Genomic DNA, 21,793 nt, shown 5'->3' with positions numbered 1-21,793 from the left:
TCCTCCAGCGAGGGATAGCGTGCGGTCAGTTCGTTGAGCGTGGAGTGCGCGACCAACCGCCCGCGGCCCAGGATCACGATGCGTTCAGCGGTCAACGCCATCTCGCTCATCAGGTGACTGGAGAGCAGAACGGTCCTGCCCTCGGCAGCCAGTGACCGCATCAGGTCGCGGATCCAGCGCACCCCGTCGGGATCGAGGCCGTTGACGGGCTCGTCGAACAGCAGCACACCAGGATCGCCGAGCAGCGCAGCGGCAATGCCGAGTCGCTGCTTCATGCCGAGGGAGAAGCCGGCCACGCGCTTTCGTGCCACACTCGCCAATCCGACCAGCTCAAGCACCTCGGCCACGCGTGTGGCGCCGATGCCGTTGGTGGCGGCCAGGCAGAGCAGATGGTTGTAGGCGCTGCGCCCGCCATGGACCGCACTCGCGTCGAGCAGCGCCCCCACCTCGAACATGGGCTTGCGCAAGGAGGCGTATCGTCGGCCACCGATCAGAGCCTGGCCGGAGGTCGGCGCGTCCAGGCCGAGAATCAGGCGCAGCGTGGTGGACTTGCCGGCGCCGTTGGGGCCGAGGAAACCCGTCACATGGCCCGGCTCGACCTTGAAAGACAGATCATCCACGGCGACCGTGTCGTCGTAGCGCTTGGTGAGGTGCTGAAGTTCGATCACGCTGAAGAAGATGCGGCATGCCGGGCCGGCGGCGCATCAGACCACGGTTCGAACTTGAAGGTCAGACCCTGGGTTGACGTGCTCAGCTCGGCGAGAGGCTACCGTTCAACGCGTGAACGAGAACCATCCCTTCTTCGCCAGGCGTTGGAGTCGCGGTCAGCTGATCGTGCTCGATCTGGCAGCGGGGCTGGGGTTTGCGTTCGTGTTCGTCACAGCAGCGGTCACCGCGCCTGGGATGCCGCCGTGGTTGAAGATAGCCCTCCCCTGCGGGTTGGGCCTGCCTTTGGCGGTGCGAAGGCTGTGGCCTGTGCCCGTCTTCTGTTTCACCCTGACGCTCGCCGTCTTCGCAGTTGCAGTTGACGTGGTGGGGTACGCCTGCATCGCACCGGCTTATGCGATCTATATCGTGGCGATGTCCGACAGGTTCGGGGCCGTGCTGCCGTCCTCGGCCATCGGTGTGGTCAGCATGATCAGTGTCTTCGGGCTGGTGGTCGCAGGCGGCGCGCCGCGCGGGGGCACGCCAGCTTGGCTGGTGCACATCGATCAACCGCTGGTCGGCATCGCCGCGCTCGGTGGAGCCTGGACCATCGGTCGGGCCGTCCGGGAACGCAGGTTGTACGCCGCTCGTGAGGCCGAGCGAATGGCCGAGCATGCAGTGACGCAGGAACGGTTACGCATCGCGCGGGAACTGCACGACGTCGTGACTCACAGCGTGGGATTGATCGCGGTCAAGGCAGGCGTGGCCAATCATGTGCTGGCGAACAGGCCTGAAGAAGCACACGACGCCTTGCGTGTGATCGAGACCGCCAGCCGGAGTGCTCTGGTGGAGATGCGCCATCTTCTAGGCATGCTCCGTTCGACCCAACTGCCAGATCTTGTTCCCGTTCCGGGTATCGCGGGCCTGGAGGGTTTGGTGGAGCAGGCCAGGCAAGCTGGGGTCGAGATCGACCTTGATCTCCGGATCGGTGGAGATGAGGCCGGCCAGGAAAGTCCAGGTCTGCGGGGGCAGGCTGAAAGCACGCCACGGGGACGGCCAAAACCGGGGCCTGGCGAAGTAGGTGGGCCTCTTGATGGGGAACAGGCCATGCCGTGGACCGGTGACCGTGTGCCGGATGAAGGCTTGTTCGGAGGAGTCGTCGCCCCGAATGAAGTGGGGGGACGACGAGGAGGGGGTCCGGCGCAGGCAAGACGGTTGCCCGATGGCGTCGAGCTGTCCGTGTATCGCATCGTGCAGGAGGCACTCACGAACGTGGTCAAGCATGCCTCACCGACCCGCTGTCAGGTCTCTGTCGTGACGGACGGGGGCGAGGTGCGGATCGAGGTGGTTGACGAGGGCCCAGGAAGACGGGTGTCGCCCGGGGACGGCTCCGGCCACGGACTGATCGGGATGCGGGAGCGGGTCATGATGTACGGCGGAGTTTTTGAGGCGGCGAGTCTGCCTCGACGAGGGTTTCGTGTCTTCGCGCGTCTGCCGTATCAGGAGGTGTCGTGATCAAGGTGGTCGTTGCTGACGATCAAGCTCTGCTCAGGGGGAGCTTCACGATGCTGGTCGACTCCGAGCCTGACATGACAGTGGTGGGCGAGGCGTCAACCGGTGCTGAAGCAGTGGCGGTCGTCTTGGAGCATCGACCCGATGTGGTGTTGATGGATGTTCGCATGCCGCACATGGATGGCATCGAGGCGACTCGGCGTATCGGGGATGTCTCTCGGGTTCTTGTAGTGACGATGTTCGACCTGGATGCGTATGTCTACGACGCGCTTCGGGCCGGTGCGAGTGGATTTCTCCTTAAGGACACGCCGCCTGCTGACCTGCTCGCTGCTGTTCGTGTGGTTGCGAGCGGTGAGGCTTTGCTGGCGCCAACGGTGACGCGACGCTTGATCGAGGAGTTCACGAAGACCCCTGTGGCGCAGCGGCCACAGGGGTTGGACAGGGTGACGGAGCGCGAGAGGGAAGTGCTGCTGTTGATCGCTCGTGGGCTGTCCAACGGGGAGATCGCTGATCACTTGCAGTTGAGCTTGGCCACCGTCAAGACACATATCGGCCGCTTGCTCGCGAAGTTGGATGCTCGTGACAGAGCGCAGTTGGTCATCGCGGCGTACGAGAGCGGGTTGGTTTCTGCAAGGCGGTGATTCAAGCGGGCCTGGATCGCCCAGTGCTCAATGCTTCTCTGGGCGTAAGGGATCTTCACAAGAGGCGGATTTCGTAAGGCCGGGGTCGAGACTTGGGGAAGCCGATCCGCGCGTATTAGGCGATCGTGCGTCGCCGGTCGTATGGAGGAGGACCCGAGATGTCCGCTGACGTCTTTGCAAAGGCGAAGAACGCACTCAACTGGCTCATCGGACACCTCGTCGACGCGCAGACCGGGACGCTGCCCCATGACCGGCTGGAGGAGACCATCACCGAGCAGGGGCTTGATCGCTTCAGTCGTTGAAACGAGCTACATCTTGTCCGGTTCAGACACGGGAATTGCGGCGCCGTACGATCGCGTCGCTGATCTGCCGTGCCGCTTCCAGTTCGGGCGCCACCCAGCGCAGGCCAGTGTCTTCCGCCTCCGCCGGCTCGAGGATGACCTGCGGCAGCGGTTCCTCGTCCACGCCGGACCGCCACGTGGCCGGGTCGGGCCGCTCCGGCAGATGCCGGAACCGGTCGTTCTGCACCTCATCGCTCACATTAAGAGATACGGTCCAAACCTCGCCGAAGTTCCTCGCTGGCGCATGAACTTCGGCACACCCACGCGGCCCACGCTCGTGGAACCGCTCACTCCAGCAGAGCCGCACCGTTCATGATTTGGGCTTCTGGGCGGTCGGCCGAGTTTCGGCGGCGGGGTTCAGGGGGCCGGGGGAACCATTGTCTGCCGGGCGCGTGGCAATCGTCCTTGATCGATTCTCGGCTGGTTCGGGCCTTATGCGAGGCGAAGGCGGGGCGTAGGTACTGATCAGGCTCGATCATGGCTACGCGGCGAAGACGCGGGCGACGTCTCCGCCGCTGAGGGTGCTTTTGGTTCTCGCTTCAGGGGGCGGTCCTGGGGCGATTCGCGTCAACCGAGTCGGGGGCAGTGGGTTCGACCAGGTGGTGTGTTCGTCGACTGTGTCGGCATCGACGGGCGCCGAGGGGAAAGTGTTCCGGCGTAGGGGAGCCGGGGCGGCGGGAGGGGTTTCCGCTGGAGCCGCGTGATGTCGGTGCCGAGGCGTGTAAATGCATGCCTGGTTTCGGGGAGGTGCGGCTGAAGTCGTTGGCCGATGGCTCGATGGGGGCAGCAGGCAGGGGCGGCGTGAGCGGCATGGGGGCGTACTGAGGATGGACATGCTGGGGTGGGTTACAGGGTCTGTTTGGTCGTGATGGAGGCGGTTGTGCCTTCGGGGGGCTCACGCGCTCGTGGGGCTTTGGTGTGAACATCGATGGTGGGTTTGTGCGGCATTGCATGACCCCAAAGGAGCGGCCCGCGCGGGCACAGGTGTAGGGGTTGGTGCTCGCGCGGGCCGGAATGGGGGAACTGGTAGGTGCCCGCGCGGGCAAAATGGAGGGGGATTCTATGTGCCCGCGCGGGTGTCTATGGGATCCGGTATCGGATCGATCTGTCCTACTTGAACAGGTGGGTGTGGAGCTGTTCGCTGTTTCGGCTTGCTCAGGGTGAAGATTACTAGTCGGTGGCCTAGTTGTGGTAGCGAATTCTTATCTTGATGCTGGTGGGATGGCGAAGGTGGACGGTTTGGTGCGAGTGGGGCCAGGTGCTTTTTGCGCCTTAGGTGCAATTGTCGCGAATTTGAGGGGTTGTCTGGTGGGATTTGAGTCTTTTTGAGGGTTTCGGGGTGTGCGGGTTGATGGGTGGTTGGGTGATGCTCTGGGGGAGAGGGTCTTCTTTGGTTTGTGATTCCGCTAGGACCCATGCCCATGTTTCGTCCTCGGTCCAGCGTTTGTAGCGTTCGTAGCAGCCGGTGTTCACGCCAGGGGCGGCCAGGGCCCGCGGCGGACGGGAGTAGGAGGCGGTCCGGCCCCATGCTTTATCGGTCAAGTCGCTACGTGTTGCCACGGCTCACTATTTAAGCGGGATTTGAGGGGAGTGGTAAGGGGCTCCTTGGAGCGTTCTTCGGCTGGAAGTGTGTGAGCGGGGGTGGGAACGGTGAAAATGCCTGGGTATTTGGGTGAAAGGTCGCAGCCTGTCAAGGCTGATATTGTTGAGGGCCTGATGGGTTGACAAGGCTACTTTGTGGCATCTGGCGTGCGGTTGTAGAAGTTCCTCGGGGATTGCTTGAAGTGGAAACGGATAGAGCTGGCTGTGGGCGATGCGGTTCTGCTGATGCGTGATGGGCTTTGTCCTGATGAGGGCGTGACTGTTTAGATTGATGTGACTTTCCGGCGGGAGTAGAGCGTGCTGGCGTTGGTGTGGCGCGAGTGGGCTGGCGCTGGACCGGTTGGGAGTACGGGGCGCTCGTCGTTGTGGTTCGCAGGTCAGAAGTCTGAATGTGCTCGATGTGGACTTTTGAGTTATGGACGAGCTGTATTTCTGCTTCCAGTGCAAGTCCCTCAGAGGTCTCAGAGGTCTCAGAGGTCTCGAGGGTAGTCGGGAGTGGCCGCTGATGGCTGGCTCGTCTTCTAGGAGTGGGATAAGGGGAAGGTCCATCGACTCTGGGGAGTGTTGAGTGGCTTGAGGCATGTGCTGTACGGACTGAGTCTGTGGCGAAGGCACGGTTCCAGGGGCTGGGAGAGGGCGGGCTGAGGAGGGGAGGAGAGAGGTGACCTCTCGGTCCTCGTGGTGGGGGGCGACGAAAAGTAGATTTGTTCTATGAGTGATGTACGGGTGGTGTTTCGGAAGTACGGCGGGGCGTTGCACTGGAACCATCCGGGCACGGTGCTCGGAGATGATCAATACGGGGTTTGGGTGGCCGTGCCCGGAGGGACGGTTGCCCGCAAGGGAGATGGGCCGGCCATCACCTGGGACAACCACGCGATCATGCTGTTCCCGCGGGATGCCTGGTGGACGGCATCGTTCAATGCGGCACCGCATCGCACTGAGGTCTATGTGGATGTCACCACGGTTCCCGAGTGGCGGGATGACGAGGTGACCATGCTGGATCTCGATCTCGACGTGATCAGGAAGCGGGATGGGCGGCTCATTCTCGACGATGAGGACGAGTTCGCCGAGCATCAGGTGGTGCTGGGGTATCCGCCGGAGTTGATCGCCGGGGCGGAAGCGAGCGCGCGGTGGCTGATGGACGCGGTCGGGGCTCGTAGAGGGCCGTTCGGGGGAGCGCACGTGAAGTGGCTTGCGATGATGGAATGAGTGCCGTCGGTTCGGGTGGTGGGCGAAGTGGGGCGGCGAGTTCGGGCTTGCGCCGACGGCTGACACGGCGGGGTGCGTCGGGTGGCGGCTGGCGCTGGTCAGGTGGGTGACCTTGGGTTCCGGACGGTGATGGTGATGGGTGGCGGGGGAGCACCTGGTCTGTGGTGGGAATCTTGCGCCCGTTGAGGTGCGGCGGGTTGCCTGTGTCATGGCGTGCTGTTCGAGAGCGGCTGGTTGTGGCTTTCTTCGCTCGCGCTGGTAGGTGAGTGTTCGCCCGCCTGTGGCTGCGCCAAGGCGGGCAATCGGTGATCGTGGCAGGGCGGTCTGCGACCTTCGCCAGGTGGTCGATCACGCTGGGGGGGCGATCGTTGCTTGGAGCTTCGGCTCGCAGGGCGAGCTATCAGCGACCTCGTGCGGGCTCTCCGGTGTGAATCCGAGGGCTTGGAGATCGACGCGTGCCTGGTGCATCGCTGCTCTCTGCGAGGGTGGCTCGTTCGCGACAGAGGCATCGGCGGGTGAGGAGTGAGGCACCGCTGGGTTGGTGTCTGTCCGTCTGAGGGGGTGAGGTGCCGGGTCACGGGGCGGCGCTACTGATCAGGTGGTTCCGTGTCTCGGTGAGTTGTCGGCGGCTGCCCTGTTGGTGGTGAGGCGTGGGGCTCGCTGTGGGCTGCGCTGTTGGTGGTCTCTTGGGAGCTCAGGGCCCGCTGTTGGCTCGGTTCGGAGCGGTGACCGGTCAGTGGTTCGTGGTCGGGCTTCGGGGGGCTGGTGCAGGCCGTTGGAGTGCGGCTACTCAAAGAGGCGGAGCGCGGTTGCGATGGCGGAGAGGCGATGGGGGGACGCCAGGCCTGCGTGGTAGAGGTGGAACTCTGAGGCGCCGGCATCGGCGTACATGCTCAGTTGTTCGGCCAGGGCGGCTGCGTCGGCGGGGCGGGGTGGGAGCGTCAGGACGTAGGCGCCTACTCGTTGGCCGGGCGTGCAGAGGTTCGCCAGGGCTGTGAGGCGGGCGGCGTCGGTGCGGGTGTCGCCCCAGCAATTGCCCACGAGGACGTTCAGGTTCGGGTCGCCCGAGGGGAGGGCGGCGAAGGCGCCGGTGGCCCATGGGCTCGGGTCGGCGTGCAGTGTGATGGGGATGTTCGGCGCTGTTCGCCGGGCGGCTGAGATGAGGCGGTGGCGGAGGGAGGCTGACAGTCTCACCCGGGTTGCTCTTACCTCGTCGGCGAGGGGGCCGAGGGCGAGGTCCATCGTGTCGATGGGGTGGTGGGGGGTGGGATGGCCGGTGGTGTCCGAGGCGGTGGGGGTGGGCGCTGGGCCCCCTGACGCTCGGGGCGCCGAACCTCGGGCTTCTGGGGCTCGGTTCTCTGAGGTGAGGGGCCGTGAGGGTGGGGTCTCTGAGGTGAGGGGCCGTGAGGGTGGGGTCTCTGAGGTGAAGGTCCGTGAGGGTTGGACCTCTGAGGCTTGGGTCCCTGAAGTGGGGGCCTCTGAGGGCGGGGTTTCTGAGGTTGGCCGACCGGAAGCCGGCGTCTCCGAGGCTGAGAGCCCTGGAGCTGGGGTCTCCGCGGCTGAGGGCCACGGGGGTGGGGTGCCCAAGAGCGGGGTGCCCAAGAGCGGGGTGCCAAGGCACGCGGAGCCGGGGCCTGGGGAGGGGGGATTCGGGGGGTGGGGGGCTCGGGAGACGGTCTGTGCGCTGCTTGGAGCTGCGGGCGGTGCGCCTTTCGCGCGTGTGGTCGCGGTGGTGTCGGCTTGGGACAAAGAGGTCGCGGTGGAGGTGGTTGGGGGAGGAGAGGTCGCGGTGGAGCTGGTTGAGGTGTCGGCAGCCGAAGGGGCGTCGGCTGGGGTTTGGGAGGCAAGGGCGGGGAGCGGTGAGGCAGGTAGGGGGGTGGTTGGGAGGGGGATGGTGGTGGAGGGGGGCTTGGCGGTGTCGATGGTGGTGCGGACTTGTGCGGCGGTTTCCGGGGGGTATCGAGGGGCGCAGGTGGTGCAGAAGCACAACGAGAGGAGGGCGGCGTCGGTGGGGGTCCAGTCGGCGCCGGACGTCTTCTCGTGCACGCCCTGATGCCCGAACCCCATCGGCCCGCACGCCTCCAGGATCAGACCGTCCGGTTCGGCGAGGGTGAGGATCTCCGTGACGAGGGCCTCGCAGTACGCCAGGACGTCCTCATGGGCGGGGCAGAGCGCGTACGGGTACGGGTCGCCGAAGGCGTTGCGCACGACCACGTCGGGGAACCGGGTTCCGAGGTAGGAGTTGTGCGTGAGGACGGCCCAGGCATGGACCTTCAGGCCGGCCTGCCGCAGGGCCGTCTGGGCCTGGAGGTAGGCGTCCGGCGGGGTCCAGGTGGGGGCGGCGGGGACCAGGCGGGACCAGGCATGGGGGCGGATCGGCAGGTAGAAGGCGGGATGGGGGACGTCCAGGACGCGGTGTGCCGGGTGGTGCGGCGTGGCCGCGCGGGTGGAGTGGTAGCCGGCGGCCAGGGCGATCGTGTCGACGCCCAGCTCGGCCAGGCGGGCGGGGGCGGCCGGGTCGCCGACGACGTCCCAGGGGTAGACGTAGGCGACGTTCACCAGCGGGGGATCTTCGCGGAGAAGGAAGGTTCGATGCGCCGCATGTAGGTCGTGTCGTCGCGGGCGCGGAGGCCGCAGGTCTCGTACTGCTCGTGCATGACCGCCAGCGCGTCCCGGTCCAGTTCGACGCCCAGGCCCGGGCCGGTGGGCACCGGTACGGCGCCGTCGACGAAGCGCAGGCTGCCGGGGAGCACCACGTCCTGGCCGTCCTGCCAGGGGGTGTGGGTGTCGCAGGCGAAGGTCAGGTTCGGGGTGGCGGCGGCCAGGTGGGTCATCGCGGCCAGGCTGATGCCGAGGTGGGAGTTGGAGTGCATCGACAGGTCCAGGCCGAAGGTGCCGCAGAGGGTGGCGATGTGCGCGGATCGTACGAGGCCGCCCCAGTAGTGGTGGTCCAGCAGGAGCACGCCGATCGCGCCGGCGGCGATGGCGGGCGGCAGGTGTGCGGGGGTGACGACGCACATGTTCGTGGCGAGCGGCATCGGGACGGCCCTGGCCACCTCGGCCATGCCCGCGATGCCCGGCGTGGGGTCCTCCAGGTACTGGAGGGCGCCGTCGAGTTCGCGGCCGACGCGGATGGACGTCTCGACGGTCCAGGCGGCGTTGGGGTCCAGGCGGAGGGGGACGCCGGGGAACGCCTCGTGCAGGGCGCGGATGCCGGCGATCTCCTGGTCGGGTGGCAGGACGCCGCCCTTCAGCTTGATCGAGGAGAAGCCGTGCTCCTTGATCAGGAGGGTGGCCTGCGCCACCAGGGCCGCCTCGTCGAGGGCCGGGCCGAAGCGGTCGGGGTCCGCGCCGGGGTGGCCCGCCCACTTGTAGAACAGGTACGCGCTGTAGGGGACGGCGTCGCGGACGCGCCCGCCGAGCAGGTCCACGAGGGGCACGCCGGCCGCTTTGCCGCGGATGTCCAGGCAGGCCACCTCGAAGGGGGAGAAGACCCGGTCGACGCTCTTCTCCTTGGTGGCGACGCCGGTCAGTCCGTGCAGGTCGGTGACGACGTCGCCGACGGTGGCCGCGATGCGGGCGTACATCTCGTTGGTCGCGTGGACGTCGAGCCCGAGCAGGACCTGCGCGCACTCGCGGACCTTGGTGAGGTGGCCGAGGTCGCCGTAGGTCTCGCCCAGTCCGGAGATGCCCTCGTCCGTGACGATCTCGACGATGGTCCGCAGGGCCCACGGCTCGTGCACGCCGGCGGCGTTGAGGAGGGGCGGGTCCCGGAAGGCGACGGGGGTGACGTGGATCTGCCGGATAATCATTTCAGAACCGCCGTCCATATATGTGAACAATAGCCAGATTTGTGGACAGGTTGCCGCAACTGTAAGAATCGGGCGGAGAAAGTGTCAAGACTCCGAAGGGCCACTCGATGATCTACGGATACGACCCCAGGACCGGTGAGACCGTGGGCGGCGGCCTGCCCGAGACCGACGGCGCCGGGGTCGACTTGATCGTCTCCGCGGCGACGGCGGCCGGGGCCGCGTGGCGCGCCACCCCGGCGGACGAGCGGGCGGCGGCGCTGGAGGCCGTCGCCGACGCGCTCGCCGCGCACGTGGACGAACTGTGGCAACTCGCCAACCGGGAGACCGCGCTCGGAGAGGCACGGCTGCGGGGCGAGGTGGCGCGTACGGCCGGCCAGTTCCGGCTTTTCGCCCAGGTCGTCAGAGACGGCGGCTACCTGGAGGCCGTCATCGACCACGCGGACCCCGCGCTCACGCCGCCGCGGCCGGACGTGCGGCGGATGAACCATCCGCTGCCCGGGGTCGTCGCGGTGTTCGCGGCGAGCAACTTCCCGTTCGCGTTCTCGGTGGCCGGCGGGGACACCGCCTCGGCGCTGGCCGCGGGGTGTGCCGTGGTGGTCAAGGCGCATCCGGGGCATCCGCACACGTCCGAGCGGGTGGCGAAGATCGTACGGAACGCCCTGCCCTATCCGGACCTGCTCGGGCTGGTGCAGGGGATGCAGGCGGGCGCCGACCTGGTACGCCACCCGCGGGTGGTCGCGGCCGGGTTCACCGGGTCGGTGGCGGGCGGCAGGGCGATCCAGAAGCTGATCGACGAGCGGGAGACGCCCATCCCCTTCTACGGCGAGCTGGGCAGCGTCAACCCCGTCGTGGTGCTGCCGTCGGCGCCGGCGCAGGAGGTGGCGAGCGGGTTCGCGGCGTCGCTGACGCTGGGGGTCGGGCAGTTCTGCACGAACCCGGGGCTCGTGTTCGTGCCCGAGGACGACGAGTTGCGCAAGGCGCTGGTCGCGGCGGTGGAGGGCACGAGCGGCGGCCCCATGCTGGCCGAGCGGATCAGGGACGGGTATCTGGGCGGGCTCGGCCGGCTCGGCGAGCTGACCCTGCTGGCGGAGGGGAAGCCGGGGGAGGGGGCCTGGGCGGTGGCGCCCAAGGTGTTCACGACCGATCTGGAGTCGTTCGGCGAGCGGCTGCCGGGGATCGCGGAGGAGTGCTTCGGACCGGCCGCTGTTGTGGTGACCTATCGGGAGGTTTCCGAGCTGAGGAGGGTGCTGGAGCGGCTGGAGGGGTCGCTCACGGCGACCGTTCACGGCGGCGATCCGGACGAGGCCGAGGCGATCGTCGAGGTGCTCGGCCGGAAGGCGGGGCGGCTGATCTGGAACGGATGGCCGACCGGGGTGGCGGTCTGCTGGGCGATGCACCACGGTGGGCCGTGGCCCGCGTCGACGTCGGCGTACACGTCGGTGGGGGCGACGGCGATCGGGCGGTGGGTGGCGCCGGTCGCGTACCAGGACTGGCCGGAGGCGCTGCTCCCGGAGGAGCTCAAGGACGCCAACCCCCTCGGGATCCCGCGCCGGGTGGACGGCCGCCCGCGGACGGCGTGACAGGCCGCCCACGGCCGTGGAAAGCGGACCCACCAGGCGCTTCTCGAAGCGAAGAGCGGGTCAGGGCGTGGCCAGTTCGAGGCCCCTCGCGATGAGGTGCCGCAGGGTGGCCAGGTGGTCGGGGGCCGGGTCCGTCAGGGGGGCGCGGACACCGCCGACGTCCAGCCCCCGCATCCGCACGCCTGCCTTGACCAGCGAGACCGCGTACCCCGGCACCAGGTCCCGCAGCTCCACCAGCGGCAGGTAGAACCCGGTGAGCAGCCGCCGCACGAGCAGGTCGTCCCCGCGGGTCACCGCCTGGTGGAAGGCCAGCGCGATCTCGGGCGCGAAGGCGAACACGGCGCTGGAGTACAGGCTCACCCCGAGCCCCCGGTAGGCGGGCACGGTCAGCTCGGCGGTGGGCAGTCCGTTGAAGAACGTGAACTCCCCGGCGGGCGCGGCCGCCCGGACGGTCAGGATGATGCGCTGGAGCAGGTCGAGGTCGCCCAGCCCGTCCTTGAAGCCGATCACGTTCGGCAGGGCGGCGAGCTCGGCCACGGCGGCGGGGGAGAAGCGCGCGTTCCCCCGCTGGTAGATGACGACCGGCAGGTCGGTGGCCGCCGCGACCTCCCGCACGTACCGCACCAGCCCTGCGGGCGGCGCGCTGACCAGGTACGGCGGCAGCAGCAGCAACCCGTCGGCGCCGCTGTCGGCGGCGGCCCGCGCGGTGGCCCTGGCGGTGGGCAGCGGCCCGCCCGCCCCGCCGAACACCGGCACGCGCCCGCCCGCCGCCGCCACCGACGTGGCCATCACCTTGGCGTAGTCGGCGAGGTCGAGGGCGTTGTACTCACCGGTGCCGCAGGCGGCGAACACTGCTCCCGCCCCGGCCGCGACCCCGGCGGAGACGTGCTCGGCCAGCACCGGCTCCGAGACGGCGCCGTCGCCGTCGAAGGGGGTCACGGGAAAGAAGAGAACACCATCCAGCCGCATCGGCAGTCCTTCCAACGAGGGGGTCTAGCGGATGCCCTCCCTGCGCAGAGTGGCAGCCAGCTTGCGGGTGTGCTTGATCACCGCTTCGGTGATCCGCTCGATCTCGGCGGGCGGCAGCGCGGCCGGCATCGAGCAGCTGATCGCGTCGGTGGCCGGGATGCGGTAGTCGACCGCCACGGCCACGCAGGCCACGCCGGGGGTGCCCTGCTCGCGTTCGAGGGCCCAGCCGCGGGTGCGGACCTGGTCGAGCTCGCCGGTCAGCTTGGTCAGGTCGGTGATGGTGTGCTCGGTCAGCGCCGGCAGCGGGTCGGGCAGCAGTGCCACGACCTCGTCGTCGGTGAGCTGGGCGAGCAGCGCCTGGCCGAGCGCGGTGACGTGGGCGGGCAGCCGCCGGCCCACCCTGGGGATCACGTGACCGGCCTCGCGCGACTCGCGGGTGGCCAGGTAGAGGACGTGGGCCTCGTCCCTGCGGGCGAAGTGCACGGTCTGGCCGATCTCGTCCCGCAGGTCCTCCAGGGTCTCCTGGGCGAAGCGCAGGGCCGGGTCCTTGTCGAGGTAGGCGGTGCCGGTCAGCAGGGCGTGCGGCCCGATCCCGAACGCCGACCTGGTCGTGTCGGTCTCGACCCAGTTGAGCTCGACGAGGGTGCGCATGAGGGCATGGAGGCTGCTGCGCGGGAAGCCGGTGCGCCGCTGGAGCTCCGACAGCGTCATGGGGGCGGCGGACTCCGCCAGGGTCTCCAGGATGCGTACGGTCCGCTCGGCGGACTTGACCAGCTGTGGCTCCATACTCGTCCCATCTCGACGGCGGCTTCAGGGTGTCAGGATATGGGATCCCGTCCAGATACATGGACATCAACCCTTAATCGCGCCACTTGTCAGACCCCGCATGAACTGCCGCTGGAACGCCAGGAACACGATGATCGACGGCAGCAGCGCCAGCAGGGAGGCCGCGAGCAGCAGGCCGATGCCGACCTCCTCGTCGGAGCGGAGCGAGCGCAGGGCGATGGGCAGGGTCCAGGTGCTGGAGTCCGTCGAGACGATCAGCGGCAGTAGGTACTGGTCCCAGATCATGGTGAAGCCGAAGACGCCGATCACGCCGAGCGCCGGCCGGCACAGCGGCACGATGATCGTCGCGAAGACGCGCAGCTCGCCCGCGCCGTCGATGCGGGCGGCCTCCTCCAGCTCGACCGGCACCTCCTTCATGAACTCCGTCATGACCAGGATCGAGAAGCCCCAGGCGCCGACGGGCAGGATCATCCCCGCGTACGTGCCGATCAGGTTGAGGTGCAGGACGGGCAGGTCGGCGAGGACGAGCGACAGCGGGATCGCGATGATCTCCTCGGGCAGCATCATCGTGGCCAGCATGAGCAACATCACGACGGTCATGCCGCGGAACCGCTTGCGCGCCAGCGAGTACGCCGCGAACACGCTCACCAGCAGTTGCAGCAGCAGCCCGAACCCCACGACGACGAAGGAGTTGACCAGGTACAGGTAGACGTTCTTCTCCCCGGCCTGGACGAAGTTCTCCAGCGTGAGGTCGTCCGGCCACAACGAGAAGGACGTCGGGTCGAGCGTCCTGCTGAACGCGCTGACCAGCAGCCCCACCAGCGGCCCGGTGAAGACCAGGACCATCGCCGAGTAGAGCGCGACCTTCCCGAGGGTGGCCGCCGGCCCCTTGCGCGCCTCCAGGCCCAGGGCGCTGTCGAACCTCATGTCGCCTGCCTCCTGCGCAGCGTCTGCACGACCAGGGTGAGCGCCAGCGTGGCCAGGAAGAGCACGATCCCGCCCGCGGCGGCCACCCCCAGCTCGTTCTTCTGGAAGCCGAGCTTGTAGATCAGCGTCATCAGCACCTCCGACGAGCCGTTGGGGCCGCCGTTGGTCAGGACGTACACCTCGACGAACACCCGCAGCCCGCGGATGGCGGCCAGCGTGAACAGGATCCAGAACACCGGCCGCAACGCCGGCAACGTGATGTGCCGCAGCCGGTGCCGGGTGGCGGCGCCGTCGACGGCGGCGGCCTCGTACAGGCTGCGGTCCACGCCGACCAGACCGGCCAGGAAGATCATCATGTCGTACGGCGTCCCGCGCCAGACGCTCATCATCATGATCGACCAGAGCGAGGAGTCCTCGCTGCCCAGCCACGGCTGCGGATCGACGCCCACCCAGCCGATGACGACGTTGAGCAGGCCGGTGTCGCCCGGATGGAACATGATCCGCCACACCTCGGCGACCGCCGCCATCGTGGTGACGACCGGGAGGAAGGCCGCGGTCCTGACGAACCACAGGTAGCGGGCGGGCCCCTCGATGAGCAGCGCGAGCACGAGCCCGAGCAGGAGCGAGCCGACCGTGGTGCCGAGCGCCAGCACGAGACTGTGCCAGGCGGCCGAGACGAACGCGTCGTCGGCGATGATCGTGCGGTAGTTGCCGAGGCCGACCCATTCGTCGGAGGCGTACTGGACCTTGTTGAAGCTCTTCCACAGGCCGAGGGCCATCGGGATGAACTTGAAGTAGAGGAACAGCAGCAGGGCGGGCGCGAGGAAGAGCCAGGCGACCAGCGTTCCGCGCCGCCGCGCCCGCCCGGCACGGCGGCGCGGGGCGGCCGTCGTGGCGGGCGTCCCCGTGACGGTCGCGGTCATGACGCTTTCTGGCTCTGCAGTTCCTGGTTGAGCCTGGCGGTCAGCTCGGCCATCTTGGCCTTGACGTCGGCGCCGCAGTCGGCCCACACGGTGTTGATGACGTCGGCCGAGTCCTGCCGGATGGGCGCCCAGTTGGGCACCGGCGGCGCGTAGACGGCGTGCTCGTAGGACTCCTGGAACACCTTCCAGCGCGGGTCCTGCCGCTCGGCGGCCAGGTCGACGCCCTTGTTCACGGGCAGACGGACGATGGCGCCGTTGGCGTCCTTGTTCATACCGATCCGCTGGCCTTCGGGGGAGATCGCGAACTCGGCGAACTTCTTCTGGGCGTCGGCCAGGTCCGAGCCGACCATGAGGTAGACGTTCTCGCCCTCGCCGAGGGTGCCGGGACCGCCGGACGGGCCCTTGGGCACCGGCAGCACCTCGATCCTGTCGGTCCCGACGCTCTTGACGAACCGGGCCAGCACGTACGGCCCGACCAGGTAGATGCCGCCCTGCCCCTTCTCGAACACCTCGTGCGTGACGGTGGTGTCGTTGCTCACCGCGCCCGGATTGACCGTCTTGCTCTTGCAGAACTGGTCCTGGAGGAACTGGACTGCCTCCACGGTCCTGGGGTCGTCCGTCATCGCGGCGAACTTGCCGGGTCCGGTGGGCCTCACGAAGTCGCCGCCGTTGGCGTAGACGAGGGAGGAGGCGTACCAGGAGGCGTAGCCGCGTTTGGTGCCGGCCGGGATCACGAAGCCCGCGGTGTTCTGCTGCCCGTCGCCGTCCGGGTCCTTCTCGGTGAAGGCACGCGCGAGCGCGGCCAGGTCGGCCCAGGTCGCCGGCGGACGCATGCCGACCTTCTCCCGCCAGTCCTTGCGCACGATCAGGGCGAAGGCCTGCGCGGAGAAGGGCGCGCCGTAGAACTTGCCGTCGGAGCCGGTGGCCGCCTTCCAGGCCAGGTCGGAGAGCTGGTCACCGCCGGCCAGCCGGCCTTTGTCGACCTCCTGCAGCCAGCCCTGCGAATGCATGTTGCCGAGTTGGGCGGTGTCGTTGATGACGATGTCGGGAAGCGCCTTCTGGGCGGCCTGCTGGTTGAGTTTCGTCTCGAAGTCGTCAAAGAGCGCGACGACTTTGGTCCTGACCCCGGTGGCCTTGGTGAAGGCGTCGGCGAGTTTCACCGCCGTCTTCGCGGAATCGGAGTCGGGCGGTTGCCTGATCCAGATCTCCAGCGTGTCGTTCCTGCTCGATCCCCCGGAACCGCAGCCCGTCAGCGTTGCGGCCAGGGCCGCGACGAGCGCGGCCCCCAGCAAACGGCGTGACATCAGACCGCCTCCCGTTCACATACGTGGACACGTGTCGTGTGCATGAACTTGTTCCTGTGACGGTAACTACCGCGAGACAAGGCGGTCAATATTCAAGTATGTGAATTTGAATCAGGATTGTGTACAACGGTGGGCATGCGCATTCTGATGACCGGCGCCGCGGGAAAAGTCGGCACGCTGCTCCGTCCGCGGCTCGCCCGTCCAGGCCGTACGCTGCGGCTCTCCGACCTCCGGCCGGTCGAGCCGGGACCGGACGAGGAATGGGCGGGCGCCGACCTGGCCGACCCCGCGGCCGTGGCCGAGGCCATGAAGGGCGTGGACGCCGTCCTCCACCTGGGCGGCCAGAGCCGCGAGCACCCGTGGGAGGACATCGTGCACGCCAACGTCAACGGCACCCAGGTCCTCATGGAGGCCGCCAGGAACGAGGGCGTCCGGCACCTGGTGCTCATGGGCAGCCACCACGCGGCCGGCTTCCACACCAGGCCGCGGGACGGCTCCGACCTGCCCGACTACGCCTTCCCTCGGCCCGACACCTTCTACGGCGTCAGCAAGGTCGTCATGGAGGCCCTGGGCAGCCTGTACCACGACCGGTTCGGCATGAACGTGACCGTGATCAGGCTCGGCACCTGCAACGAGGGCTCGGCCGACACCCGCGGCCTGGCCACCTGGATCTCGCCCGGCGACCTCGCCCGCCTGGTGGAGGCCGCGCTGGTCGCGCCCGGCTACCACGTCGTCTGGGGCGTCTCGGGCAACGCCCGCCGGTGGTGGTCGCTGGAGGAGGCCCGCCGCCTCGGCTACGAGCCCCGCGACGACTCCGAGCCCCAGGCCGCCGCCCTCGTCGCCGAACAGGGCGAGCCCGACCTGTCGGACCCGGTGCACGACCGCGCCGGCGGGATGTTCACGCTCAACGAACTCGGCGGCTCCTGGTAGGCAAACGGTTGCAGAAACCTTGACGCCGGGACCGCCGAAGGTCAAGGCTTGGCTCTGGCAACCGTTTGCAAGGAGGACGGCCATGACGGTGACGATCAAAGACGTCGCCCGCGCCTGCGGCGTGCACGTGTCGACCGTCTCGCGCACGTTCTCGGCGCCGCACCTGGTCAATCCTGCCACGCGGAACCGCGTGCTGGCCGCCGCCGACGACCTCGGCTACCGGCCCAACAGGGCGGCCAGGGCACTGACGACCGGCCGCACGTTCAACCTCGGCCTCATCGTCGCCGACATCGCCAACCCCTTCTTCCCGCCGCTGATCAAGGCCGCGCAGGCGCAGGCGCGGGGGCGCGACTACCACGTCTTCGTGGCCGACACCGACGAGGATCCACGGGTCGAGGAGGAGCTGATCCGCACGTTCGCCAAGCAGGTGGACGGCGTGCTGCTGTGCAGCCCCCGGCTGTCCAACCGGATGATCGAACGCCTGGCGGAGGACGTGCCGTTCGTGCTGGTCAACCGGCGGATCAAGGGCATGCCCGCGGTGCTGATGGACGTCGGCAAGGGCGCCAGGCTCGCGCTGGAGCACCTGGCCGGGCTCGGCCACCGCAGGATCGCCCTGCTGTCCGGCCCGCCCGGCTCGTGGACCAGCAACGAGATGCAGGCCGCCGCGGCCGAGATGCCGGGCCTCGACCTGCTCTTCTTCGGCCCCAACCAGCCCACCGAGTCCGGCGGCCTGGCGGTGGCGCCGGAGGTGGCCGCCTGCGGGGCGACCGGCGTGCTGGCCTACAACGACCTCGTCGCGCTGGGCCTCATCGAAGGGCTCACCGCGATGGACGTCGAGGTGCCGGGCCGGATCAGCGTCATCGGGTTCGACGACATCCTGCCGGGGCGGCTCGGCCGGCCCAAGCTCACCACGGTGGCGATGCCCGCCGCGGTGGCCGGCCGGATGGCGGTCGACCTGCTGCTGCAGTCAGAGGGCGAGGGCGCGGTGATCAACCTGGACACCGACCTCATCGTCCGCGAGTCCACGGGAAGGGCCAACTCATGATCTTCGGAACGCTGCCGTCGGGGGAGACCGTCGAGCGCGTGGAGCTGTCGTCCGGACGGCTGCGCGCCGAGGTGCTGACCTACGGCGCCGTCCTGCGCTCGCTGGCGGTCTCCGGCCTCGACGTCGTGCTCGGCCTGGACACGCTGGAGGACTACCGCACCCGCAGCCGCTACTTCGGCGCCGTGGTCGGCCGCTACGGCAACCGCATCGCCGGCGGCCGCTTCACCCTCGACGGCCGCGAGCACCGCCTGCCGGTCAACCACGCCCCCAACAGCCTGCACGGCGGCACCGAGGGCTTCGACGGCAAGGTATGGACGATCACCGCCCGCACCCCCGCCTCCGTCACCCTGGAACTGACCAGCCCCGACGGCGACCAGGGCTACCCCGGCACGCTCACCGCCGCGGTCACCTACACCCTGGAGGGCGACGCCCTCCGCCTCGACTACGCCGCCGAGACCGACGCGCCCACCGTGCTCAACCTCACCAACCACTCCTACTTCAACCTGACCGGCGGCGGCGACGTGCTCGGTCACCTGGTCAGGCTGGACGCCGCCCACTACCTCCCGGTGGACGACGGCAAGATCCCCACCGGGGAGCTCGCGCCGGTCAAGGGCACCCCCTTCGACTTCACCGAGCCGCACGCGGTGGGCGAGCGGATGGGCGGCGCCTACGACCACTGCTACGTGCTCGACGGCGACATCGAGGTCAGCGCGGGCGGCCTGACCATGCGGGTGACCACCACCGAGCCGGGCGTGCAGTTCTACACGGGCGGCATGCTCGACGGGGTGGCCACGCCGTACGGGCCCTTCGCCGGGTTGTGCCTGGAGACCCAGCACTTCCCCGACTCGCCGAACCAGCCGCACTTCCCCTCGACCGTGCTGCGGCCCGGCGAGCGCCACACCTCCTCGACCACCTACCGCTTCACGGCCTGACCCCGCGCAGCTCCGTCGCGGCCTTGATGACCAGCAGCGCCACGTCGTCCTGCGACGGCTCCTGGGCGAACGTCTCGACCGCGTGCCGCACGCGTTCGGCCACCGCGTGGGCGCTCAGTCCGCGGCAGGTGGACAGCAGCGCCGACAGGCCGTCGTCGTCGTCGAGCAGCCGGTCGCCGTCGCGCCGCTCGGTCACGCCGTCGGTGACGCACAGCAGCACCTCCTCCGGCGCCAGCTCGAACGTCTCGACGTAGAACCTGGCGCCGGCCTCGACGCCGAGCAGCAGTTGCGGCGCGGCCACCGTGTCGACCGCGCCGTCGGCGCGCAGCAGCAGCGGCGGCGGGTGCCCGGCGGACGCGATCGTGCACAGCGCGCCGCCCTGGGGCAGCGGGATCAGCTCCCCGCACAGCAGGCTCAGGAAACGGCCGTCGTCGCCCTCCTCCAGCAGGGCCTGGTTGAGCCGGTCGAGGATGTCGGCCACCGTGTAGTGCTCCTTGGCCAGCAGCCGGACGGCGTGCCGGGCCAGGCCGGTCACCGCGGCCGCCTCGGGGCCGCTGCCGCACACGTCGCCGAGGGCGAAGCACCAGTGGTCGGAGACGGTGAACAGGTCGTAGAAGTCGCCGCCCACGTCGGCGCCCTCCTCGGCCGGCTCGTAGACGACCGCCGACTCCAGGCCCGGCATGGGGGCCACGCGCATGGGCAGCAGGCTGCGCTGCAACACCCGGGAGGTGGTCGCCTGGCGGGCGTACAGCATGGCGGTGTGCAGGTTGAGCGCGACCAGCCGGCACAGGTCGGCCAGCAGGTCGGCCAGCTCCAGCGGCAGGGTCGGCTCGGCGCGGCCGATCACCAGCGCGCCGTGCGACCTGCCCTGCGTGAGCAGCGGGAACGACAACACCGTCTCGGGGCCGACCGGCCAGCTCACCTCGTTGAGCGCGGTGCGCGGGATCGCCGGCAGCGACCTGCGCAGGTTGGCGTTGTAGCGCTCCTCGCTGTGCCAGACGTGGGCGAGCCTGGTCATGCCCGCCAGATCGGTCAGGTAGACCGCCGCCCACGTCGCGATCTTGGGCACGACGAGCTGCGCGGTCAGCGCGGCGATCAGCTCCTCGTCGTGCACCCCGGCCAGCAGCTCGCCCGCCTCGGCCAGGAACGACAGGCGGCCCCGGTGGGCGCGTTCGCGCTCGGCCAGCCGCTCGCGCTGCACCGGCACGGCCACCTGGTCGGCGATGTGCTGCAGACTGACCGTGAGCTCCTGGTCGAAGCGGCCCGGCTGGGCCGCGGTCACCACGATGTAGCCGGTCACCTCGCCGCCCACGCTCATCGGCGCGCACGCCAGCGACCTGGCCCGCAGCTGCTGGGCCAGCTCGACGTCGCCGGCCAGCAGGTCGTCGATCATCGACGGCGTCCTGCCGTCGGGGCCGAACACGCCCGCGGCCAGCACGCCGACCAGCCCCGCCGTCGCGCCCGCGCCCGCCGCCACGCCGAACCGGTCGCCGCCCTCGGCGGCCAGCAGCACGTACGCCGCGTCGCCGCCGCTGCTGGTCTGGACGATCCGCGCGATGGTGTCCAGCACCTCCGCGAACGGCATGTTCCGGTCGAGCAGGTCCTTGATCCGCCGCCCGGCCTCCCGGCGCAGCGGCGCGGCCGGCGGCGTCAGCACGTAGCGGTGGTCGCCGGCCACCATCATCCAGATCGACCGCCGGTCCTGCGGCCCGCCGCGGCTGCGCACGTGGGAGACGTAGACGGGGATCAGCCGGCCGTCGAGGTGGCGCATGCGCGCCTCGCCCCGCCAGCGGCCCAGGGACAGGGTGCCGGACAGGGACATCGCGTACGGGCCGTGGCCGCGCCAGGCCACCAGGTCGGCCAGCGGCCTGCCGACGGCCTGCTCGGACGTCCAGCCCAGCAGGTGCTCGGCCTCGGAGTTCCACGACTGCACGGTCCCGTCGCCGTCGGCGAGCAGTACCCCGACGTGCAGCCCCTCGATGGGCGCGGCCACGGTGGCGGGCGCCAGGCCCGGCGTGCCGACCATGACCTCCTGGTGGTCGGGCCCGTCGGTCAGCTCCATGCGGACCCACACCCGTTTGGCGGTCCTGGTGTAGGTGACGCCCCAGGCGTCGGCCAGCATGGCGGCCAGCGCCAGCCCGCGCCCGGACGTGCGCGCGGGGTCGGTGGACATGGCCTCGGGGGTCGGGACCGTCCTGCCGGGCCGGTGGTCGTCGACCTCGATCTCCAGCCTGGCCGGGCTCGCCGCGACGTCGAGGCGGCAGGTCAGCTCGATGCCGGTGCCCGCGTGCAGCACGGCGTTGGTGACGAGCTCGCTGGTCAGCAGCACCGCGTCCTCCGTCAGGTGGTTGAGGCGCCACTCGCCGAGCACCTGGCGGATGAAGCGGCGCGCGTGCGCCGGGGCGTGCGGAGTGCCGTCGAAGGCTGTGCTCGACACTCTGGTCGTGTCCACTGTGCGTCCTAGAACATCACTCGTTGTGGCAGTTCGGTCACAGTCAGAGTGTCAGATGGGTGCCGTTGATACCTCCGGTTGTGAAGAAGGTGCTCCCGGCTGGCGCACGTCCCGCAGAAGGCCGGCCGACGGCGCCGCGTCGCCCGCCGCGGTAGGCCGGTCAGGCCGGTGAGCGAGCCGCCG

18 protein-coding genes and 1 pseudogene are annotated in these 21,793 nt (G+C 69.2%); 9 read left to right on the top strand and 10 right to left on the bottom strand.

Annotated features, from left to right (window positions below; translation table 11 throughout):
* Positions 1-14: 14 nt before the first annotated feature.
* Positions 15-668: pseudogene (locus ACIBK9_RS22600) on the bottom strand (ABC transporter ATP-binding protein); the annotation flags it as partial.
* Between the two features lie 112 nt (positions 669-780).
* Between ACIBK9_RS22600 and ACIBK9_RS22595 the strand changes: the two are divergent.
* The 3 genes from ACIBK9_RS22595 to ACIBK9_RS22585 all read left to right on the top strand — a co-directional run bounded on the left by ACIBK9_RS22595 (position 781) and on the right by ACIBK9_RS22585 (position 3,100).
* Positions 781-2,160, top strand: a complete 1,380-nt coding sequence (locus tag ACIBK9_RS22595; protein WP_397160826.1) for a sensor histidine kinase — start codon at positions 781-783, stop codon at positions 2,158-2,160.
* Positions 2,157-2,798: a response regulator gene (locus ACIBK9_RS22590; RefSeq protein WP_387683407.1), complete on the top strand. Its 642-nt coding sequence runs from the start codon at positions 2,157-2,159 to the stop codon at positions 2,796-2,798. Before ACIBK9_RS22595 ends, ACIBK9_RS22590 begins: the two co-directional genes overlap by 4 nt.
* A gap of 158 nt (positions 2,799-2,956) precedes the next feature.
* Positions 2,957-3,100 (top strand): hypothetical protein, encoded by a 144-nt coding sequence (locus ACIBK9_RS22585; RefSeq protein WP_397160824.1) that lies wholly within the window; start codon positions 2,957-2,959, stop codon positions 3,098-3,100.
* A 22-nt stretch (positions 3,101-3,122) separates the two neighbouring features.
* Here the strand turns inward: ACIBK9_RS22585 and ACIBK9_RS22580 are convergent, their stop codons facing one another.
* Entirely contained in the window at positions 3,123-3,338 is a 216-nt protein-coding gene (locus tag ACIBK9_RS22580) for a hypothetical protein (protein WP_397160822.1), read from the bottom strand.
* Between the two features lie 2,114 nt (positions 3,339-5,452).
* On the opposite strand from ACIBK9_RS22580, the gene ACIBK9_RS22575 reads away from it, so the two are divergent.
* Positions 5,453-5,950, top strand: a complete 498-nt coding sequence (locus tag ACIBK9_RS22575) for a DUF402 domain-containing protein (protein WP_358291838.1) — start codon at positions 5,453-5,455, stop codon at positions 5,948-5,950.
* 786 nt (positions 5,951-6,736) lie between these two features.
* Here the strand turns inward: ACIBK9_RS22575 and ACIBK9_RS22570 are convergent.
* A complete protein-coding gene (locus tag ACIBK9_RS22570; RefSeq protein ID WP_397160820.1) occupies positions 6,737-7,192 on the bottom strand; it encodes a hypothetical protein in 456 nt (151 codons plus the stop codon).
* A 478-nt stretch (positions 7,193-7,670) separates the two neighbouring features.
* Here ACIBK9_RS22570 and ACIBK9_RS22565 point away from each other — a divergent pair, with 478 nt between their 5' ends.
* Positions 7,671-8,003 (top strand): hypothetical protein, encoded by a 333-nt coding sequence (locus tag ACIBK9_RS22565; RefSeq protein WP_397160818.1) that lies wholly within the window; start codon positions 7,671-7,673, stop codon positions 8,001-8,003.
* 502 nt (positions 8,004-8,505) lie between these two features.
* Here the strand turns inward: ACIBK9_RS22565 and ACIBK9_RS22560 are convergent.
* The gene (locus tag ACIBK9_RS22560) at positions 8,506-9,762 is read right to left on the bottom strand and encodes a glucarate dehydratase family protein (RefSeq protein WP_397160816.1); all 1,257 of its coding nucleotides are present in this window, start codon (positions 9,760-9,762) and stop codon (positions 8,506-8,508) included.
* Positions 9,763-9,869: 107 nt separating this feature from the next.
* Between ACIBK9_RS22560 and ACIBK9_RS22555 the strand changes: the two genes are divergently transcribed.
* A complete protein-coding gene (locus tag ACIBK9_RS22555; protein WP_397160814.1) occupies positions 9,870-11,342 on the top strand; it encodes an aldehyde dehydrogenase (NADP(+)) in 1,473 nt (490 codons plus the stop codon).
* A gap of 60 nt (positions 11,343-11,402) precedes the next feature.
* Here the strand turns inward: ACIBK9_RS22555 and ACIBK9_RS22550 are convergent, their stop codons facing one another.
* From ACIBK9_RS22550 to ACIBK9_RS22530, 5 genes are all read right to left on the bottom strand, one after another.
* Positions 11,403-12,311 (bottom strand): 5-dehydro-4-deoxyglucarate dehydratase, encoded by a 909-nt coding sequence (locus tag ACIBK9_RS22550; protein ID WP_397160812.1) that lies wholly within the window; start codon positions 12,309-12,311, stop codon positions 11,403-11,405.
* Positions 12,312-12,335: 24 nt separating this feature from the next.
* The gene (locus tag ACIBK9_RS22545; RefSeq protein ID WP_397160810.1) at positions 12,336-13,097 is read right to left on the bottom strand and encodes an IclR family transcriptional regulator; all 762 of its coding nucleotides are present in this window, start codon (positions 13,095-13,097) and stop codon (positions 12,336-12,338) included.
* A 66-nt stretch (positions 13,098-13,163) separates the two neighbouring features.
* Entirely contained in the window at positions 13,164-14,024 is an 861-nt protein-coding gene (locus ACIBK9_RS22540; protein ID WP_397160808.1) for a carbohydrate ABC transporter permease, read from the bottom strand.
* Positions 14,021-14,947, bottom strand: a complete 927-nt coding sequence (locus ACIBK9_RS22535) for a sugar ABC transporter permease (RefSeq protein ID WP_358291853.1) — start codon at positions 14,945-14,947, stop codon at positions 14,021-14,023. The genes ACIBK9_RS22540 and ACIBK9_RS22535 overlap by 4 nt, the downstream gene beginning before the upstream one ends.
* Complete coding sequence (locus ACIBK9_RS22530) at positions 14,944-16,251, bottom strand: extracellular solute-binding protein (protein ID WP_397160806.1); 1,308 nt, start codon at positions 16,249-16,251, stop codon at positions 14,944-14,946. The genes ACIBK9_RS22535 and ACIBK9_RS22530 overlap by 4 nt, the downstream gene beginning before the upstream one ends.
* A gap of 135 nt (positions 16,252-16,386) precedes the next feature.
* Between ACIBK9_RS22530 and ACIBK9_RS22525 the strand changes: the two genes are divergently transcribed.
* From ACIBK9_RS22525 to ACIBK9_RS22515, 3 genes are all read left to right on the top strand, one after another.
* Positions 16,387-17,181, top strand: a complete 795-nt coding sequence (locus ACIBK9_RS22525; RefSeq protein WP_397160804.1) for an NAD-dependent epimerase/dehydratase family protein — start codon at positions 16,387-16,389, stop codon at positions 17,179-17,181.
* 82 nt (positions 17,182-17,263) lie between these two features.
* A complete protein-coding gene (locus ACIBK9_RS22520; protein WP_364342723.1) occupies positions 17,264-18,226 on the top strand; it encodes a LacI family DNA-binding transcriptional regulator in 963 nt (320 codons plus the stop codon).
* Positions 18,223-19,158, top strand: coding sequence for an aldose epimerase family protein (locus tag ACIBK9_RS22515; RefSeq protein ID WP_397160801.1), 936 nt, complete (start codon positions 18,223-18,225; stop codon positions 19,156-19,158). The genes ACIBK9_RS22520 and ACIBK9_RS22515 overlap by 4 nt, the downstream gene beginning before the upstream one ends.
* Here the strand turns inward: ACIBK9_RS22515 and ACIBK9_RS22510 are convergent.
* Positions 19,148-21,610: a SpoIIE family protein phosphatase gene (locus ACIBK9_RS22510; RefSeq protein ID WP_397160799.1), complete on the bottom strand. Its 2,463-nt coding sequence runs from the start codon at positions 21,608-21,610 to the stop codon at positions 19,148-19,150. The two genes, ACIBK9_RS22515 and ACIBK9_RS22510, sit on opposite strands and share 11 nt — an antisense overlap.
* Between the last annotated feature and the right edge of the window lie 183 nt (positions 21,611-21,793).

The organism is Nonomuraea sp. NPDC050227 (genome assembly GCF_044459705.1).
GTDB lineage: Bacteria > Actinomycetota > Actinomycetes > Streptosporangiales > Streptosporangiaceae > Nonomuraea.
This window is presented reverse-complemented; position numbering and strand designations above follow the sequence as displayed.

Coding starts and splice junctions, on each gene's coding strand:
- ACIBK9_RS22530 (WP_397160806.1), bottom strand. CDS start 16,251: ATGTCACGCCGTTTGCTGGGGGCCGCGCTCGTCGCGGCCCTGGCCGCA.
- ACIBK9_RS22540 (WP_397160808.1), bottom strand. CDS start 14,024: ATGAGGTTCGACAGCGCCCTGGGCCTGGAGGCGCGCAAGGGGCCGGCG.
- ACIBK9_RS22525 (WP_397160804.1), top strand. CDS start 16,387: ATGCGCATTCTGATGACCGGCGCCGCGGGAAAAGTCGGCACGCTGCTC.
- ACIBK9_RS22585 (WP_397160824.1), top strand. CDS start 2,957: ATGTCCGCTGACGTCTTTGCAAAGGCGAAGAACGCACTCAACTGGCTC.
- ACIBK9_RS22575 (WP_358291838.1), top strand. CDS start 5,453: ATGAGTGATGTACGGGTGGTGTTTCGGAAGTACGGCGGGGCGTTGCAC.
- ACIBK9_RS22535 (WP_358291853.1), bottom strand. CDS start 14,947: ATGACCGCGACCGTCACGGGGACGCCCGCCACGACGGCCGCCCCGCGC.
- ACIBK9_RS22520 (WP_364342723.1), top strand. CDS start 17,264: ATGACGGTGACGATCAAAGACGTCGCCCGCGCCTGCGGCGTGCACGTG.
- ACIBK9_RS22560 (WP_397160816.1), bottom strand. CDS start 9,762: ATGATTATCCGGCAGATCCACGTCACCCCCGTCGCCTTCCGGGACCCG.
- ACIBK9_RS22550 (WP_397160812.1), bottom strand. CDS start 12,311: ATGCGGCTGGATGGTGTTCTCTTCTTTCCCGTGACCCCCTTCGACGGC.
- ACIBK9_RS22545 (WP_397160810.1), bottom strand. CDS start 13,097: ATGGAGCCACAGCTGGTCAAGTCCGCCGAGCGGACCGTACGCATCCTG.
- ACIBK9_RS22515 (WP_397160801.1), top strand. CDS start 18,223: ATGATCTTCGGAACGCTGCCGTCGGGGGAGACCGTCGAGCGCGTGGAG.
- ACIBK9_RS22555 (WP_397160814.1), top strand. CDS start 9,870: ATGATCTACGGATACGACCCCAGGACCGGTGAGACCGTGGGCGGCGGC.
- ACIBK9_RS22570 (WP_397160820.1), bottom strand. CDS start 7,192: ATGGACCTCGCCCTCGGCCCCCTCGCCGACGAGGTAAGAGCAACCCGG.